Source organism: Clostridium sp. AM25-23AC, assembly GCF_003435125.1.
GTDB classification, from domain to species: Bacteria; Bacillota; Clostridia; order Lachnospirales; family Lachnospiraceae; genus Pilosibacter; species Pilosibacter fragilis.
This window is the reverse complement of record NZ_QWGI01000025.1, coordinates 1-17,639: the sequence shown is the minus strand read 5'-3', so window position 1 is coordinate 17,639 and position 17,639 is coordinate 1. Positions and strand designations below refer to the sequence as shown.

13 protein-coding genes are annotated in these 17,639 nt (G+C 51.1%); all 13 read left to right on the top strand.

Translation table 11 applies throughout. The annotated features are described in order from the left end of the window. The 13 genes from DW677_RS13795 to DW677_RS18835 all read left to right on the top strand — a co-directional run bounded on the left by DW677_RS13795 (position 1) and on the right by DW677_RS18835 (position 17,228). A complete protein-coding gene (locus DW677_RS13795; RefSeq protein WP_117504685.1) occupies positions 1-2,493 on the top strand; it encodes a homocysteine S-methyltransferase family protein in 2,493 nt (830 codons plus the stop codon). A 396-nt stretch (positions 2,494-2,889) separates the two neighbouring features. Beyond that, positions 2,890-4,656, top strand: coding sequence for an arginine--tRNA ligase (gene argS / locus DW677_RS13790; protein WP_117504683.1), 1,767 nt, complete (start codon positions 2,890-2,892; stop codon positions 4,654-4,656). 366 nt (positions 4,657-5,022) lie between these two features. Continuing rightward, entirely contained in the window at positions 5,023-8,229 is a 3,207-nt protein-coding gene (locus tag DW677_RS13785) for a DEAD/DEAH box helicase (RefSeq protein WP_117567599.1), read from the top strand. A 165-nt stretch (positions 8,230-8,394) separates the two neighbouring features. Continuing rightward, on the top strand, positions 8,395-9,774 hold the full coding sequence (locus DW677_RS13780) for a D-alanyl-D-alanine carboxypeptidase family protein (protein WP_117504679.1): 1,380 nt from the start codon (positions 8,395-8,397) through the stop codon (positions 9,772-9,774). 21 nt (positions 9,775-9,795) lie between these two features. Continuing rightward, complete coding sequence (locus DW677_RS13775; protein WP_015554108.1) at positions 9,796-9,999, top strand: hypothetical protein; 204 nt, start codon at positions 9,796-9,798, stop codon at positions 9,997-9,999. Positions 10,000-10,005: 6 nt separating this feature from the next. Next, positions 10,006-10,893 carry a metallophosphoesterase gene (locus DW677_RS13770; protein ID WP_347473195.1) on the top strand — a complete coding sequence of 296 codons (888 nt, stop codon included), beginning with the start codon at positions 10,006-10,008 and terminating at the stop codon, positions 10,891-10,893. A gap of 123 nt (positions 10,894-11,016) precedes the next feature. Then, positions 11,017-11,808, top strand: a complete 792-nt coding sequence (locus tag DW677_RS13765; protein WP_117469603.1) for a segregation/condensation protein A — start codon at positions 11,017-11,019, stop codon at positions 11,806-11,808. A gap of 88 nt (positions 11,809-11,896) precedes the next feature. Continuing rightward, entirely contained in the window at positions 11,897-12,658 is a 762-nt protein-coding gene (scpB, locus tag DW677_RS13760; protein ID WP_117504677.1) for an SMC-Scp complex subunit ScpB, read from the top strand. Then, on the top strand, positions 12,655-14,787 hold the full coding sequence (nrdD, locus tag DW677_RS13755) for an anaerobic ribonucleoside-triphosphate reductase (RefSeq protein WP_015554111.1): 2,133 nt from the start codon (positions 12,655-12,657) through the stop codon (positions 14,785-14,787). The genes scpB and nrdD overlap by 4 nt, the downstream gene beginning before the upstream one ends. 580 nt (positions 14,788-15,367) lie before the next feature. After that, positions 15,368-15,862: an anaerobic ribonucleoside-triphosphate reductase activating protein gene (gene nrdG / locus DW677_RS13750; RefSeq protein WP_015554112.1), complete on the top strand. Its 495-nt coding sequence runs from the start codon at positions 15,368-15,370 to the stop codon at positions 15,860-15,862. A gap of 26 nt (positions 15,863-15,888) precedes the next feature. After that, a complete protein-coding gene (locus DW677_RS13745) occupies positions 15,889-16,203 on the top strand; it encodes a hypothetical protein (RefSeq protein ID WP_015554113.1) in 315 nt (104 codons plus the stop codon). A gap of 208 nt (positions 16,204-16,411) precedes the next feature. Then, the gene (locus tag DW677_RS18840; protein WP_242990600.1) at positions 16,412-16,774 is read left to right on the top strand and encodes an Rpn family recombination-promoting nuclease/putative transposase; all 363 of its coding nucleotides are present in this window, start codon (positions 16,412-16,414) and stop codon (positions 16,772-16,774) included. After that, the gene (locus tag DW677_RS18835; protein ID WP_242990601.1) at positions 16,701-17,228 is read left to right on the top strand and encodes a hypothetical protein; all 528 of its coding nucleotides are present in this window, start codon (positions 16,701-16,703) and stop codon (positions 17,226-17,228) included. Before DW677_RS18840 ends, DW677_RS18835 begins: the two co-directional genes overlap by 74 nt. The last annotated feature ends 411 nt before the right edge of the window (positions 17,229-17,639 follow it).

Below are 17,639 nucleotides of genomic sequence, written 5' to 3'. Positions count from 1 at the left end.
ATGGGAATTCTGGAACTGATGAGGGAGAGACGGATTTATTTTGACGGAGGTATGGGAAGTCTTTTACAGGCCCGGGGTCTGAAGCCTGGCGAACTCCCGGAGACATGGAATCTTTCCAGACCGGAGATCATCACGGAGATCCACAGGGAGTACCTCGATGCGGGATCTGACGTGGTGACGACGAATACCTTCGGCGCAAACCATTTTAAATTTAAAGCGGAGGATGGATATTCCGTAAAAGAGATCGTGACGGCGGCGGTTCGAAATGCAAAAAACGCCATCGCGGCGGCCGGACATGGTTACGCGGCTCTGGACATGGGACCGACGGGAAAACTCTTAAAGCCATACGGTGATCTGGAGTTTGAGGACGCCTATGAGGCATATAAAGAGGTAGTCCTCATCGGAAAAGCGGCTGGCGCGGATCTTGTGATCATTGAGACCATGGGCGACGGATATGAGCTTAAAGCAGCAGTCCTGGCGGCGAAGGAGAACAGTGATCTGCCGGTATTTGCGACCGTCACGCTGGATGAAAAGGGAAAAATGCTGACCGGGGGCAACGTGGAGTCTGTGACGGCACTCTTAGAGGGACTGGGAGCCGATGTGATCGGTTTAAACTGTGGTCTCGGGCCGATCCAGCTGCTGCCGTTTATGAGAGATATGGCGAAGGTGTCCTCCACCCCGATCCTCGTCAACCCAAATGCGGGACTGCCGAGAAGCGAGGGTGGAAAGACCGTTTACGATATCGATGCCGATGAGTTTGCCACGGCGATGCAGGAGATGGCGAGAAACGGGGCGACGGTACTCGGCGGCTGCTGCGGAACGACACCGGAACACATCCATAAGACAAAACTTGCCTGCGATGATATTCCTGTCTGTGAAATTACGGACAAAAACCGCACGGTGATCTCCTCCTACTCCCACGCGGTGACATTCGGCGGCAGACCGATCCTGATCGGGGAGCGGATCAACCCGACGGGAAAGCCGAAATTCAAGCAGGCATTGAAGGATAAGGATCTGACCTATATTTTATCCATGGGTGTTGCCCAGCAGGAGAGCCGCGCCGATGTTCTGGATGTCAACGTGGGACTTCCGGGGATCGACGAACCCCAGATGATGGTGGACGTGGTAAAGGAACTTCAGGGCGTTCTGGATCTGCCTCTTCAGATCGACACCTCCGACCCGGTGGCCATGGAGCGGGCGCTCAGGATCTATAACGGGAAACCGCTGATCAACTCGGTAAACGGAAAGAAAGAGGTCATGGAGCAGATCTTCCCGCTGGTAAAGCATTACGGCGGCGTTGTGGTTGCCCTGGCTCTCGATGAGGACGGAATTCCGGAGACCGCAGATGGAAGGATCGCTGTTGCAAAGAAGATCTACGAGACTGCGGCAGCCTACGGGATCCCGAAAAAGGATATTCTCGTGGACTGCCTCTGCATGGCGGTGAGCTCCGATAAGAACGGGGCGCTCACAACACTGGAGACCGTGAGAAGAGTGCGGGATGAGCTTGGAGGAAAGACAGTCCTCGGTGTCTCCAACGTGTCCTTCGGACTTCCGATGCGTGAGAATATCAATGCCTCCTTCTTCCTTCTCGCGATGCAGAACGGACTTTCCGCGGGGATCGTGAATCCGAATCTGGAAGCCATGATGCAGGCCTATGACAGCTTCCTTGTGCTGTCAGCTCAGGATGAGAACTGCGCGGGATATGTGGGAATCTATGGTCCGAAGGAAGCGGAGAAGAAGAGACAGAAAGAGATCTTAAAGGCGGCGGCGGTGAACCAGGCAGCCGGGGTGAGTGGAGCGGCAGGCGCAGGAAACAGCAATGGAGCCGGAAATACGTCCGGCACAGGCACAGGAGCGGCAGATACCGGATCTGCGTTAAAAAAGAGCATTGTAAAGGGAATGTCTCAGGCGGCAGCCGATGCAGCGAAACTCGCCTTGAAGGACACGGATGCCTTAGAGCTCATCAATACGGATATGATCCCGGCCCTCGACGAGGTAGGAAAAGGCTTTGAAGCCGGAACCGTGTTCCTCCCGCAGCTTTTGATGAGCGCGGAGGCGGCGAAGGCAGCGTTCGCCGTCGTGAAAGAGTCCATGGAGGCCAGCGGTGAGGTACAGGAGAAGAAGGGAAAAGTGATCCTCGCCACGGTAAAGGGTGATATCCACGATATCGGAAAGAATATCGTGAAGGTCCTTCTGGAGAACTACAGTTTTGACGTGATGGATCTCGGACGCGATGTGCCGCCAGAGACCATCGTGGAAGCGGCAGTGAAGGAGCACGTGCCGGTGGTGGGACTCAGTGCCCTCATGACGACAACGGTTCCGGCAATGGAGGACACCATCAAGGCGCTCCGGAAGGATGCACCATGGGTGAAGGTCATGGTTGGCGGTGCAGTCCTGACACAGGAGTATGCAGATGCCATCGGGGCGGATGCCTATTGTAAGGACGCTATGGCTTCGGTGAATTTTGCGACGAGCGTGATCGGGGAAGCGTAAAAGATAAGATGATATTTTCAACTGCCAGGTCTTTCATTGAAACCTGGCAGTTCGATGTTCCTCCCCAATATGCCTGCCCATGACGTGTTCAGACCATAACCGAAAACAGCTCCTATTTCTTTCTGCACACGGGCAGGAGGTTTCTGGAGTGAAAATGCCGTACAATCCAGTGACAGTCGTGGGTTTTGTCGCGTTGAAATTCGAACTATCGGCAGGATCGGTTCCTGTTTATGTCATGCGTGGACGATAACAAAAATATCAACAGAACTATGGATTTTTCTACCGCGATACGGTATAATGATAGTTACTGTATAAGTCTGTGTCTGCAATTGCCATGTTTTTGGTATGGCACGGGAAAATGATGCAGACTGGCACGCTAAAAAAGGAGAAAATCAGATGAAAAAAATTCTGGATATCATCACGGATGAGATGAAAAAAGCTTTTGCGGCGAACGGTTACGATGAGAACTTTGCAAAAGTGACTCTGTCCAACCGACCGGATCTCTGCGAATACCAGTGCAACGGCGCGATGGCAGCCGCAAAGATATATAAAAAGAAACCGATCGATATCGCGAACGGTGTAGTAGAACAGTTAAAAGACAGCGAAGTATTTGAAGAAGTGAATGCCGTTATGCCGGGATTCATCAACTTGAAATTAGACCCGGCTTTCCTTTCCGGCTACATGAACGGAATGAAGGGTGCAAAGAAGCTCGGAATGGACGAGGTCGAGAAGCCGGAGACAATCGTTATCGACTACGGCGGAGCAAACGTCGCAAAGCCGCTCCACGTCGGACATCTCCGTTCCGCGGTGATCGGTGAGGCGTTAAAGCGTATGGGACGATTTGTGGGCCACAAGGTCATCGGAGACGTTCATCTCGGTGACTGGGGACTCCAGATGGGCCTTATCATCGAGGAATTAAAGGACAGAAAGCCGGAGCTTCCGTACTTTGACGAGAGCTTTACCGGAGAGTATCCGGAGGAAGCGCCGTTTACGATCTCTGAGCTTGAGGAGATCTACCCGGCAGCCAGCGGAAAATCCAAGGTTGACGAGGCATTCAAGGAGCGCGCCCAAGAGGCGACCTTCAAGCTTCAGAGCGGATACGCGCCGTACCGCGCGATCTGGAAGCATATCATGAATGTTTCCTTAAAAGATTTAAAGAGAAACTACGCAAACCTTGACGTGGATTTCGACCTGTGGAAAGGTGAGAGCGACGCGCAGCCGTATATCCCGGACCTGATCAAGGACCTCCAGGATAAAGGACTTGCATATGAGAGCCAGGGCGCTCTCGTTGTTGATATCGCCGAGCCGACCGATACCAAGGAGCTTCCGCCGTGTATCGTGAGAAAATCCGATGGCGCGGCCCTCTACGCGACTTCCGATCTTGCGACCATCGTTGAGAGAGAAGAAGATTTCAAGCCGGATCACTATATCTACGTAGTGGACAAGCGTCAGGAACTCCACTTTACACAGGTCTTCCGTGTCGCAAAGAAGGCAGGGATCGTTCCGGCAGACCGGAAGATGGATTTTGTCGGGTTCGGTACCATGAATGGAAAGGACGGAAAGCCGTTTAAGACGAGAGAAGGCGGCGTTATGCGTCTTGAGAACCTGATCGCAGATATCGACGAGGCGGCTTACAACCGTATCATGGAGAACCGCACTGTTTCTGAGGATGAGGCAAAGACGACAGCAGAGATCGTAGGTCTCGCTGCCTTAAAATACGGCGATCTCTCTAACCAGGCCACAAAGGACTATGTCTTCGATATCGACAGATTTACTTCCTTTGAGGGAAATACAGGTCCGTATGTTCTCTACACGATCGCGAGGATCAACTCCATCTTAAAGAAATACAGCGATACCTGTGAAAATACAGAGAATGGCGAGATCCTTCCGCCGTCCGCAGAGCCGGAGAAGACCCTGATGCTCGCCCTTTCCCGGTACAGCGATGTGATGCTTACCTGCTTCGAGGAGCTTGCGCCGCATAAGATCTGTGCTTACATTTACGAGCTCTCAAATGCGTTAAATCACTTCTATCATGAGACGAAGATCATCGCTGAGGAAGACAGGAAGAAACAGGCGGGGTACATCAGCCTTGTTACGTTAACACGTGATGTGTTAATGACATGCATTAACGTTCTGGGATTCAGCGCACCGGAACGGATGTGATGAAACAGCCTGTCATGCGGCTATGCAGAAGGGCAGGCTTGCCTGCACAGATGCATAGACATATGACAGGCAAAACTTCATGAGCAAGTAAGCCGTCAGGCTGGATTGCGAATGAAGTTAGGATCGTGGGAGCACGAAGTGCGGAACGATCCGTTTCAGAGCTGGAAAGCAATAAAACAAACCGCGGCTATGCAGAAGGGCAGGCTTGCCTGCACAGATGCATAGACATATGACAGGCAAAACTTCATGAGCAAGTAAGCCATCAGGCTGGATTGCGAATGAAGTCAGGATCGTGGGAGCACGAAGTGCAAAACGATCCGTTTCAGGGCTGGAAAGCAATAAAACAAACCGGGGGGACGGAATGATATGGAAGTAACGGAACTTACTGCCGAAGCCTTCTGGAAAGGCGAGACAGAGATCAGGGGAACCGTCATGGACGGGGAAGATGAATACCGTGTCCGTATCCTGCGCAAGGGTAGTCAGAATTTTGACTACTCTTGTTCGCATATCAGTAAAACGGGAAGAAATCTCGGCTTTTGCGGAGTATCCTGCACACAGGGACCCGACGGGATCCCCATGTGCCCGCATGCCCATGCCCTGCTTGCGGAATGGCTCCGGAGAGAGAGCAGGGAGTCGAAACATCCGGTTTCCACATCCCAGAAAGTCCGGTTTATGGTCCGGGAGTACACGAACCGCGAGGTGAGCCGGATCATGGGGGCCTCCGAGGAGGGACATTACCGTCTGATCCCTATCGTTACGATCTCAAGAGACCAGGTGCGGGTCCGCTTCACGGTGGGCCGTGAAAAACAGTACCCGGTGAAGGATCTGACAGCCTTTGCGAAGGCGATGGAAACCATGAGCCTTGTCCAGTACGGAAAAGGGCTGGCGTTCCATCACAGTCTTCAGGCTTTTGATGAGGAGAGCCGGGCGTTGGCGCTTCTCATCATGGAACGTGTCGGCTTTTTTAGGGAACAGTACCGCGGAAACGGCCGGTTTTCCATGGAAGCAGAGCCGGCGTTAAAAGAACTGATCCTGGGAAAAGCCGGACGAGAGCGGTTCTTTGCCATCATGGACGGTCAGACCATCGAGTGTGAGGATTACCGGAAAAAAAAGAGAATGCTGACGGTAAAACGGGAAAATCCTACATTTACCGCTGTTGTAAAGAAAGAGGGACGGGACGGGATCAAGGTCACTGTTGACAAGGACATTATGGCCTTTTCCGGCGAAAAGTCCTTATTTATCGCGGACCAGGAATCGATCTGCCGCTGCGATCCAGACTACACGGAGTGCCTGACTGTATTCATGGAATACATGGTCATGGGGCTTGACGCGGAGAATGAAGTCTCCGTCAATGACCGGGACATGCCGCTCTTTTATGAGAGAGTTTTGAGAAAGCTGGAGTCTTTCGGACTGATCCGCTCCGAGGGCGTGGATCTCGAGAGCTACCGCCCGAAGGAATTGAAGGCCTCCTTCTATTTTGACAGCGATGCCGCTGGAACCGTCACCCTGCGTCCAGAGCTCGCCTACGGCGATTTCTCCTTTCACCCGCTGGCGGACGAGAATGTCCCGAAAGAGATCTGCCGGGATGTCCCGGGAGAATTCAAGGTGAGCCAGCTGATCACCACCTACTTTAAGTATACGGAAGACGGATCCGGAAACCTCGTGATCAAGAATGACGATGAGGCGGTATATCGTCTGATCTCCGAGGGCATGAAGAAATTCATGGATACCGGGGATGTGTTCGTGTCCGAGTCCTTCAAGAAGATCCGCGTCCTGCCGCCGGTGAGCACATCGGTCCAGGTACGGACGCTGGGAAGATGGCTGGAACTTGAGGTAGACACTGGGGCGCTTCCGCGGGAAGAACTCGCTGCGGTGCTGGCGGCTTACGGAAAGAAAAAGAGCTTTTACCGGATGAAGAACGGCGATTTCCTGACTCTGGGGGATGGCGGACTTCTCACGGTCGCAAAGATCGCGGAACAGCTCGGTGTCGCGAAGGAACTTGTGGGTTCCGACACGATAAAGCTCCCTGCATACCGCGCTATGTTCCTGGACGCGGCGTTAAAAGAGGATAAGAGCGTCAGCGTGTACCGCGACCAGCTGTTCAAGGCTGTGGTCCGTGGCATGAAGGACGTGGAGGACAGCGATTATGAGATACCGAAACGCCTTGCATCGACGCTTCGAAGCTACCAGAAGGTGGGCTACCGGTGGTTAAAGAGCCTGGATGCCTACGGCTTCGGCGGAATCCTTGCGGACGAGATGGGTCTGGGAAAGACGATCCAGGTCATCGCCCTTTTGCTGGATGAAAAGGCAGAGAACGGCGGCACGTCTCTCGTGGTGTGTCCGGCATCCCTGGTATACAACTGGGAGAACGAGTTTGCCCAGTTCGCCCCGGAGCTTAAGATCATGACGGCGGCGGGGAACCAGGCAGAGCGCGAGGAGATGTTCGCAGCTTATGAGAAGGAGCGCCCGGATGTGATCATTACGTCCTACGACCTCTTAAAGCGCGATATTCTCTGGTACCATGAAAAGGAATTCCGCTTCGAGATCATTGACGAGGCCCAGTACATCAAGAATTCCTCCACACAGGCAGCGAAATCCGTGAAGGCTGTTCCGGCAAAGACGAGATTTGCCCTGACAGGAACACCCATCGAGAACCATCTTGGGGAACTCTGGAGTATCTTTGACTTCCTGATGCCGGGATTTTTATTCACGTCACAGAAGTTTAAGCGTGCGTTTGAGATGCCGATCGTGAGGGACCAGGATCCAAATGCCCTGGTTCAGTTAAAAAAGCTTACGGGACCGTTTATTTTGAGGCGTTTAAAGAAAGATGTCTTAAAGGAACTTCCGGATAAATTAGAGACGGTTCTCTACTCCAACATGGAGGGCGAGCAGAAAGACCTCTACACGGCGGCGGCAGCTTCCTTAAAGGAACAGCTCATGGAGGGAACTGACGGAGATTACGGAAAAGAGCGGATGCAGATCCTCGCGGAGCTCATGCGTCTGCGCCAGATCTGCTGCGAGCCGTCTCTATGCTTTGATGGCTACAAAGGTGGATCCGCGAAGCTCGATACCTGTATGGAGCTTCTCTTAAACGGAACATCTGCGGGACATAAGATCCTCCTGTTCTCCCAGTTTACATCGATGCTTGAGATCATCGCGAAGCGCTTAAAGAAGGAGAAGATCCCGTTCTACCTGCTCACCGGCTCCACGCCGAAGCGGGACCGCGTGCAGATGGCGTCTTCGTTCCAGAAGGACGATGTGATGGTGTTCTTAATCTCACTGAAGGCCGGCGGAACCGGATTAAACCTCACTGCGGCGGATGTGGTGATCCACTACGATCCGTGGTGGAACGTGGCGGCACAGAACCAGGCCACAGACCGCGCCCACAGGATCGGGCAGGAGAACCAGGTCTCCGTATTCAAACTCATCACGAAGCACACCATCGAGGAGAATATCCTGAAGCTTCAGGAGATGAAGCGGGATCTGGCGGATACCGTGGTGACGGAAGGAACAGGAGCGCTCAGCAGTATCACGAGAGAAGACCTCATTCGTATGCTGGACGAAGATATATAAGCGATATGCCCGTATCAGACGGACATACGGTTCCTGTCAGCGCGAGACGTAGACGGGAACGCTTGAAGCGACATAAGAAAATCGACAGAAAATTGCAAAGCTTTTTCGGTGGGTCTATGGTAGCATAGAGAAGGAAAATGAGGAAAGAAAAATGAGGAAAGAAAAATGAGAAAAATGAACAGATTTATCCCGGTCGCACTTGCATGTGCCATTTTTGCGGCACAGCCGGTGCAGGCGGCTACGATCATCCGGGACAGCGATAAACAGGCCACCAGCCAGAACAAACAGACGACAAACACGACCCAGAATCCCCAGGCTGGAAACGAGGGCGGTCCGGGATATGAGGACAGCAAGCCCAATACATCAAATAATACAACAAACACAGCCGGTCAGAGCCAGGTGAGCGCAGAGGCAAAAGCGGCAGCGGATGCCATCGCAAAGCCGACGATCTCCGCGGAGGCCGGAATCCTCTACGATGTGACGAACGGAAGAGTTCTCTTCGAGAAGAATGCCGATGAGAAGCTTGCTCCAGCCAGCACCACAAAGCTTATGACAGCGCTTCTCGTGCTGGAAAAAGCAAACCTGGACGACAAGGTGACATTCTCAAAGACAGCAGTCACAAACCTGGAGTCCGGAGCTGTGAAGATCGGACTCGTGGAGGGCGACCAGGTCTCCGTGAAGGACAGCCTCTATGCCCTGCTTTTAAAATCTGCCAATGAGGTCGCAAACGGACTCGCGGAGCATGTCTCCGGCAGTATTTCCGCCTTCGCGGAGCTCATGAACGCAAGAGCGGCGGAGCTCGGCTGTACGAACACACATTTCGTGAATCCAAACGGCTTAAACTCCGATCAGCAGTATACTACATGCCGCGATATGGCTAAGATCGCAGCTGCGGCCTTCGCAAATAAGACGCTCTGCGAGATCGACTCCACACTGAGCTACAAGTTCCCGGCGACAAAGGCAGCTGCGGCAAGAACCATCACTCCGGGCCACAAGATGCTCTACCCGAACGATTCCAGATATTATGCGGGAATCGTCGGCGGAAAGACGGGATATACTTCCAAGGCAGGAAATACTCTTGTGACCTGCGTGGAGAAAAACGGCGTCCGTATGGTTGCGGTGATCTTAAAATCCAAGAGCACCCACTATGAGGATACAAAGAAGATGCTGGACTATGGCTATCAGTATGTCAATACAGAGAAGTCCGGAAGCACATCCGCAGGAAAGCAGACAACTGCCGGACACTGGGTACAGGATAACGGCAGCTGGAGATACGAGTTTGCCGACGGAACAAAGGCAGTAGGAACGATCTACACGATCGATGCCGCTGATTTCGGTTTTGATACGGACGGAAAGATGGTAACCGGATGGAAGATGTTCGGCACCGAGTGGCACTATTTTGAGACAAACGGAAAGATGGTAAAGAGCGCATGGAGACAGGATTCCGGTAAGTGGTTCTATCTCGACGCGGAGGGAAAGATCGCGAAAAATACCACGATCGATAACAAGTATGTAGTCGGCGCAGACGGCGCATGGGTACAGTAAAAATAAAAAGGAGTATTGATCATGAAAGAAAGAGTAAAAGTAATGCAGGACGTGTACGAGAACCGTTCCACAAATAAGAAGGCAGCAGGATGCACCGTCATCATCAGCGGAGAGATGAAGGAAGTTATGGATAAGATCATCGCAAAGCATCCGGAGTACAAGAGCTATGCACAGGCATTCGCAGGCGTTGTTGAGCGCGGGATCCGCGTATTTGAGGAGGAGTAATCCGATTTGGGAACAGCAGTGTTTCTGGCAGCCAGTGTCATGGCTTTTGGGGCCGGCTGCCTGGCACGTTCCCGGTATGAGAGGGACTGCCTTGTAACGGAAGAGTACCGGATCGCCTCGGAGAAGATCCACGGACAGGGAAAGACCATCGTCTTCCTGACTGATCTCCACAATAAAGAATTTGGGGAAGAGAACAGCCGTCTGCTTGAGACCGTGCGGAAGGTGAAACCGGATGCCGTACTTTTTGGCGGGGACGGAATGGTTGCAAAGAGGGGAAATTCTGATGTCAGGATCCCGCTGGCGCTTCTGACAGAGCTTGCGAAGGAGTTCCCGGTATACTGCGGAAATGGAAATCATGAGAGCCGGATGCTATGGAAATCTGAGATTTACGGTGAGACTTATGAGAATTATCGGACAGCCCTGGAAAATGCAGGGATCCGTTATCTCTCCAACGAGGCGGCGGATCTCGACAGCGATATCAGGATCTATGGACTGGATCTTCCAAAGAGCGCCTATCGGCCGCGGTCGGGAGAGATCCCTGAGGGTCTTTTGAAGGAGACCCTGGGAGAGCCGGACCCTGAAAAGTTCTGTCTTCTTCTGGCCCATTCTCCGCTGTTTTTTGAGGAGTATGCGGCGTGGGGAGCGGATCTCACACTTTCCGGACATTTTCATGGCGGAACCATCCGGCTTCCGCTTGTGGGCGGAGTCATGACACCCCAGTACCAGTTCTTTTATCCGCGCTGTGCGGGATATTTTGAACTTCCGGGAAAAGGAAGAGAAAAGAGCCGGATGATCGTCGGGCGGGGACTTGGGACCCACTCGATCAATATCAGGCTGAATGATAAACCACAGGTGGTTGTTGTGAGGCTCTGCGGGGCTGATACGCAGCAGTAGGGACAAAATGTGAACGGCGTGATGAAGAGTGTGCATACGCACATTCTTTTTTGCGGTTATATATCGAATTGTTGGACATGGGATTTCTGAATGGAAGACTGTGAAAACATACTTGAGGTGCATATGGAATTATCGTACAAACTGGAAAAGTTTGAAGGTCCGCTGGATCTTCTTCTCCATCTGATTGAAAAAAACAAAGTGAATATCTACGATATCCCGATCGCCGAGATCACGGACCAGTATATGGAGTACGTGCGGCAGATGGATGAGGAAAATCTGGATGTGGTCAGCGAATTCCTTGTGATGGCGGCGACGCTTCTCGACATCAAGGCGCGGATGCTGCTGCCGAAAGAAGTGAATGAGGAGGGCGAGGAGGAAGATCCGAGAGCGGAACTTGTGATGCGTCTCCTGGAATATAAGAAATACCGGCTGATGTCGGAGGAACTTAAGGACATGGAGTCCGGGGCGGACCGGGTGTTCTACAAGGATCCGACGATCCCGCCGGAGGTCAAGGAATATGCAGAGCCGGTGGATCTCGACAAGCTCCTGGACGGAGTGACGCTCACGAAGCTTCAGAAGATCTTCGAGTCGGTGATGAAGCGGCAGCAGGATAAGATCGACCCGGTCCGCAGCACCTTCGGAACCATCAAAAAAGATCCGGTGAGTCTGGAGGACAAGATCACCTCTGTTCTGGGATATGCCAGAAAGCACCGGAAATTCAGCTTCCGGCAGATGCTGGAAAAGCAGAACGACAAGACAGAGGTCGTCGTGACGTTCCTGGCACTTTTAGAGCTCATGAAGGTGGGGAAGATCCATCTGACCCAGGAACATCTCTTTGACGACATGTGCATAGAATCTCTTGAGCCGGAAGGCGAAGAAGAGGATATTGCTATCGATGTCACAACTGCTCAGTAGGTTTGCGCATTTACTGCGCGGGACTGTAAAAAATCGGACAGTTCCGTTACCAGTATGAGTAGGAGAATACCACTGTGGAGGAAAATGAATGAGGGTGGAAAATCTGAAAAAGCAGGAGTCCGTTGTGGAGTCCGTGCTGTTTACCATGGGGCAGTCTGTGGAGATCCGCCAGCTTGCGGCAGCGTTGGAATCGGATGAGGAGACGGCCATCCAGGCCGTGGAGCGCCTGAAGGAGAAATATGACAAGAGAAAGGCGGGCATGCAGATTGTGCGTCTCGATGACAGCTACCAGATGTGCAGCCGCACCGACTATTATGAACATCTGATCCGCGTGGCGGCGACACCAAAGAAGCAGGTGCTGTCGGACGTGGTGATGGAGACGCTGGCGATCATCGCCTACAAGCAGCCGGTGACGAAGGCAGATATCGAGAAGATCCGGGGAGTAAAGTCGGATCACGCGGTGAACCGCCTTGTGGAGTATGACCTGGTGTATGAGGCGGGCCGTCTCGATGCGCCTGGAAGACCGGCACTTTTTGCCACGACGGAGGAATTTCTGCGCCGCTTCGGAGTCGGATCCACGGAACAGCTCCCGGAGATGAATGTGGAGCAGCGGGAGGAAATCCGGAGCGAGGTCGAGGAGGAGCTGAACCTTAAAATCGACGAGGAAGGTCATCTGATCGATGAGCCGGAAAAGGATGCGGGGACGGCAGAAGAACCGGTAGATTCGGAAACTGGAATGGAAAAAACAGAAGAAAATGAAAGTGGCACAATCATAAGCAATACAGAGATAGAGAAAGAAATAGAAAGCGAAGACAACAGCGAAACCGATGAGGAGGATTCCATATCATGAAATGCAGTGAGATCAAAGTGATCAAGAAAGACGGGACAAAAGAAGAATTCAATGTCCAGAAAGTCCTGGCGGCGGTGAACAAGTCCGCAAACCGTGCGATGATAATCTTCTCAAAGGCTGAGAGCAAATTTATCTGTGAGTTCGTGGAGGAGAAGGCGGAGGAACTGGACCAGTCAGAGGTGCCGATCGCCCAGATGCACAATATCGTCGAGGGCGCCCTGGAGCGCGTCAACCCGGTGGTCGCGAAGAGCTACCGCGATTACCGCAACTACAAGCAGGATTTCGTCCAGATGTTGGATGAGGTCTACAAAAAGAGCCAGTCCATCATGTATATTGGCGACAAGGAAAACAGCAACACCGACAGCGCCCTGGTCTCCACGAAGCGGAGCCTGATCTTCAACGAGTTAAATAAATCCTTATACCAGAAGTTCTTTATGACCGTTGAAGAACTTCAGGCATGCCGCGATGGCTATATCTATATCCACGACATGTCCGCGCGCCGTGATACGATGAACTGCTGCCTCTTTGATGTCAATGAGGTCTTAAGCGGCGGATTTGAGATGGGAAATATCTGGTACAACGAGCCGAAGACCCTGGATGTGGCCTTTGACGTTATCGGCGATATTGTCCTGAGTGCCGCAAGCCAGCAGTATGGCGGTTTTACGGTGCCGAACGTGGAGAATATCCTGGCGCCTTACGCGGAGAAATCTTACGGAAAGTATATCACAAAGTATATTGACCTTGGTCTCGATGAGGAGAAGGCAAAAGAAGTGGCATGGAACGACGTTCAGCGCGAGATGGAACAGGGATTCCAGGGATGGGAGTACAAGTTTAACTCTGTTTCCTCCAGCCGCGGTGACTACCCGTTTATCACCATGACAGCGGGAACCGGAACAAGCCGCTTCGCGAAGATGGCCACTATCACGATGCTGAACGTCAGAAAGAAAGGTCAGGGAAAAGAAGGCCACAAGAAGCCGGTACTGTTCCCGAAGCTTGTATTTTTATATGATGAGAACCTCCACGGACCGGGAAAAGAGCTGGAGGACGTCTTCGAGGCAGGAATCGAGTGTTCCTCAAAGACGATGTATCCGGACTGGCTGTCATTGAGCGGTGAGGGATATATCGCCAGCATGTATAAAAAGTATGGAAAGATCATAAGCCCCATGGGATGCCGCGCCTTTCTTTCCCCGTGGTATGAGAGAGGCGGCATGGAACCGGCGGACGAGAATGACGTTCCGGTGTTTGTTGGCCGCTTCAATATCGGCGTTGTGAGCCTGCATCTTCCGATGATCCTCGCGAAGGCGAGACAGGAGAGCAGGGATTTCTATGTGGTCCTCGACTACTACCTGGAGCTGATCCGTAAGATCCATATCCGTACCTACGCGTACCTCGGCGAGATGCGTGCCTCCACGAACCCGCTTGCCTACTGCGAGGGCGGATTCTACGGCGGACATTTGGGGCTTCACGATAAGATCAAGCCGCTCTTAAAGACCGCGACGGCGTCCTTTGGAATCACGGCGTTCAACGAGCTCCAGAGACTTTATAACGGAAAATCCCTGGTGGAGGACGGCGCCTTTGCCATCGAGGTGTTAAAGCATATCAACGAGAAGGTGGAGCAGTTTAAGCATGAGGACGGAAACCTCTATGCGATCTACGCCACACCGGCGGAGAATCTCTGCGGTCTGCAGGTAAAGCAGTTCAGGAAGAAGTACGGAATCATTGAGAATGTCTCTGACCGCGAGTACGTCAGCAACGGCTTCCACTGCCATGTGACTGAGGACATCACCCCAATCCAGAAGCAGAATCTGGAACACCGGTTCTGGGAGCTCTCCAACGGCGGAAAGATCCAGTATGTGAAGTACCCGATCGACTACAACAAAGAGGCGATCCGCTCCCTGGTCCGCCGCGCCATGAAGATGGGATTCTACGAGGGAGTAAACCTGTCCCTGTCCTACTGCGATGACTGCGGGCACGAGGAACTGAATATGGATGTGTGCCCGGTCTGCGGAAGCAAAAACCTCACGAAGATCGACCGGATGAATGGATATCTGAGCTATTCCCGCGTAAAAGGCGATACGAGACTGAATGATGCGAAGATGGCCGAGATCGCTGAGAGAAAGAGCATGTGATAAAACCAGTTTGCAGTGCACGGATTCAGGCGGAAAAATGTGTTGCAAGCTTGCTTGCATAAGCATTTTTCTGCCTGAATCCGTATAGGGCGAACGCCCGAGAGATTCTTGTTTTCATGTAAATGAAAACAAGAATCTGAGCACTGCAAACGAGCGAGACAGAACTCGGAAAAATGTGTTGCAAGCTTGCTTGCATAAGCATTTTTCTGCCTGAATCCGTATAGGGCGAACGCCCGAGAGATTCTTGTTTTCATGTAAATGAAAACAAGAATCTGAGCACTGCAAACGAGCGAGACAGAACTCGGAAAAATGTGTTGCAAGCTTGCTTGCATAAGCATTTTTCTGCCTGAATCCGTATAGGGCGAACGCCCGAGAGATTCTTGTTTTCATGTAAATGAAAACAAGAATCTGAGCACTGCAAACGAGCGAGACAGAACTCGGAAAAATGTGTTGCAAGCTTGCTTGCATAAGCATTTTTCTGCCTAAAGACGTATAGGGCGGACTTCCGGGAGATTCTTGTTTTTATGCCAATAAAAACAAGAATATGAACACTGAAGAATACAGATAAAGGATAAAGAAAATGCGATACCACAACATAACAAAAGAGGACATGTTAAACGGTGATGGCCTGCGCACAGTCTTATGGCTGGCAGGCTGCAGCCATGCTTGTCCGGGCTGCCAGAATCCGGTGACATGGGATGTGAAGGGCGGACTTCCGTTCGATGAGGCAGCGAAAGAGGAGCTTTTTGAGGCACTTTCCCCAGCCTGGATCTCCGGGGTGACCTTTTCCGGCGGTGACCCGCTCCACTGGCAGAACCGGAAGGAGACAGGAAATCTCATCGAGGAGATCCACAAAAAATTCCCGGAAAAGACCATCTGGCTGTATACAGGATTTCTCTGGGAAGACATTAAAGACCTCCCGTTCTTAAAATACGTGGATGTTCTCGTCGACGGCCCGTTCGTTGAAGCGGAAAAAGATGTGACCCTGCACTGGAAAGGCAGCGCGAACCAGAGAGTGATCGACGTGAAAAAGAGCCTGGCACAGGGAAGTGTAGTTCTTTACGAGTCAAAATAGAATAATGGAGTGAAGGAGGAAAGCACATGTTCACAAAGTATATACTCTGTATTTTAACGATTGAATGGGCCGTGATTGGTACCTGGCTGTTAAAGGGAAAAGGAAAGTCCTACGAGCGGATTCAGAAGAACGATAAGATCCATGAAAAAGACCGTTTCATCCGCTTTCAGGGAATGAACCTTTTGTATCTTGCCCTGACTTCTTTCCTCGCCCTGCTCACAACATTCGCAGGCTCCGACCGCCTCACACTCCTCTTTTTCGCCGCCGTCTGCCTGTGTCTGTTCGGCCGGCTTCTCTACGGAAACTGGAAATTCGGCGGAAAGATCTGGATCCGGTGGTAAAATAGAATAAAAAACTTATTTTTGGGGCTGTCGCATTAGCATATCAGTTAGTACGGCAGTCCCATTATTGATATCAGAGTCGTTTTTACACGAAATTAAAGTTTATATAAACTTTATAATTTTAAACGTTTGATAACTTGAGACTGGTCCGCAGCTGGTTTATAATGAAGAAAATCATACAAAAGGTTCCTGAAAAAGAAAGGAAAACATGAGAAAAACATATCAGGAACTTGAATTTAAGGATGCGTTTATGTTTGCGGCGGTCATGTCCGATGCGGAAAGCTGCAGGGGAGTGCTGGAGCGGATTCTGGGAATCCCGATAAGAAAAGTAATGGTTCATGCGGAACATGTTCTCTTTGTAAATCCGGAAACAAGAGGTGTCCGTCTTGATGTGTATGCGGATGATGAACATGGAACGGTCTATAATGTGGAGATGCAGACAACGGACAATAAAAAATCTGCCGAAAAGAAGCAGGTATTATCAAGGACAGATGGATATGGATGCTTTGAAGACAGGGGAAGATTTTGCAAGGCTGCCGCAGAGTATCGTGATCTTTATCTGCACATTTGATCCATTCGGAAGAGAGCGATACAGGTATACATTTGTGGAAACCTGCAGAGAAGATGGGGAACTTCTGGAGGATGGAACCTGCAAGATTTTTCTGAACACGAAAGGGAAAATTGAGACAGGGATAGGACAGGAACTTGTACGTTTCTTAAAGTGGATCGGTGAGCCTGATGCCGGGAAGGAAAAGGAAGAAAATGATCTGCTTATCACGAAACTTCGGACACAGATCACAGATTTAAAGAAAAATCGGGGAATGGAGGAAAATTATATGTTGTTTGGTGAAATGTTGGATGAAGAAAGGCGGCAAGGGCAGAAAGAAGGACTGCAGCAGGGGAAAATGGATATACTTTTAAAACTGCTGCAGGAGCATAAGATCGACGTCAAGACAGCAGCATCAATTATGGGAATGAATGAGGATGAGTTTGCAAAAGCGGTAAAAGAATGCCAGGAAGTCTAAAACAATATTTAAACAAGTCATAAAATCTAGAGACAAATCTAACTATTTTTAATCTATCGTATCTGAAAACAAATCGATAAAGAATCAAAGAATGAATATCAGGAATCTATGTATGATTTAAAACAGGGCAGGATTCCAGAGGAATCCTACCCTAAATGTGATTGTAAACGATATTTAACAACACTTTGCAAGAATTCTCCCATCCTCTTTAGGTGGTGAGATGAATTGCCTTTTGGGAAAATCATGCAATATCTGGCATCTTAAAACTGCACATATCTGTGCACATAAATGAAAACAAGCATAGAAGAACAAATGTTCTGAAAGACATAGACAAACAAGCGTTCCTGTGCTATGATATAATCAGTCGAAAGTAAAAGGAAAGGCTGATTTTATGAGAAAATTGGACAGTAA

Excerpts from the sequence above, each read along its gene's own strand:
- DW677_RS13795 (WP_117504685.1), top strand. The coding sequence starts at position 1 with ATGGGAATTCTGGAACTGATGAGGGAGAGACGGATTTATTTTGACGGA.
- argS (WP_117504683.1), top strand. The coding sequence starts at position 2,890 with ATGAAAAAAATTCTGGATATCATCACGGATGAGATGAAAAAAGCTTTT.
- DW677_RS13785 (WP_117567599.1), top strand. The coding sequence starts at position 5,023 with ATGGAAGTAACGGAACTTACTGCCGAAGCCTTCTGGAAAGGCGAGACA.
- DW677_RS13780 (WP_117504679.1), top strand. The coding sequence starts at position 8,395 with ATGAGAAAAATGAACAGATTTATCCCGGTCGCACTTGCATGTGCCATT.
- DW677_RS13775 (WP_015554108.1), top strand. The coding sequence starts at position 9,796 with ATGAAAGAAAGAGTAAAAGTAATGCAGGACGTGTACGAGAACCGTTCC.
- DW677_RS13765 (WP_117469603.1), top strand. The coding sequence starts at position 11,017 with ATGGAATTATCGTACAAACTGGAAAAGTTTGAAGGTCCGCTGGATCTT.
- scpB (WP_117504677.1), top strand. The coding sequence starts at position 11,897 with ATGAGGGTGGAAAATCTGAAAAAGCAGGAGTCCGTTGTGGAGTCCGTG.
- nrdD (WP_015554111.1), top strand. The coding sequence starts at position 12,655 with ATGAAATGCAGTGAGATCAAAGTGATCAAGAAAGACGGGACAAAAGAA.
- nrdG (WP_015554112.1), top strand. The coding sequence starts at position 15,368 with ATGCGATACCACAACATAACAAAAGAGGACATGTTAAACGGTGATGGC.
- DW677_RS13745 (WP_015554113.1), top strand. The coding sequence starts at position 15,889 with ATGTTCACAAAGTATATACTCTGTATTTTAACGATTGAATGGGCCGTG.
- DW677_RS18840 (WP_242990600.1), top strand. The coding sequence starts at position 16,412 with ATGAGAAAAACATATCAGGAACTTGAATTTAAGGATGCGTTTATGTTT.
- DW677_RS18835 (WP_242990601.1), top strand. The coding sequence starts at position 16,701 with ATGGATGCTTTGAAGACAGGGGAAGATTTTGCAAGGCTGCCGCAGAGT.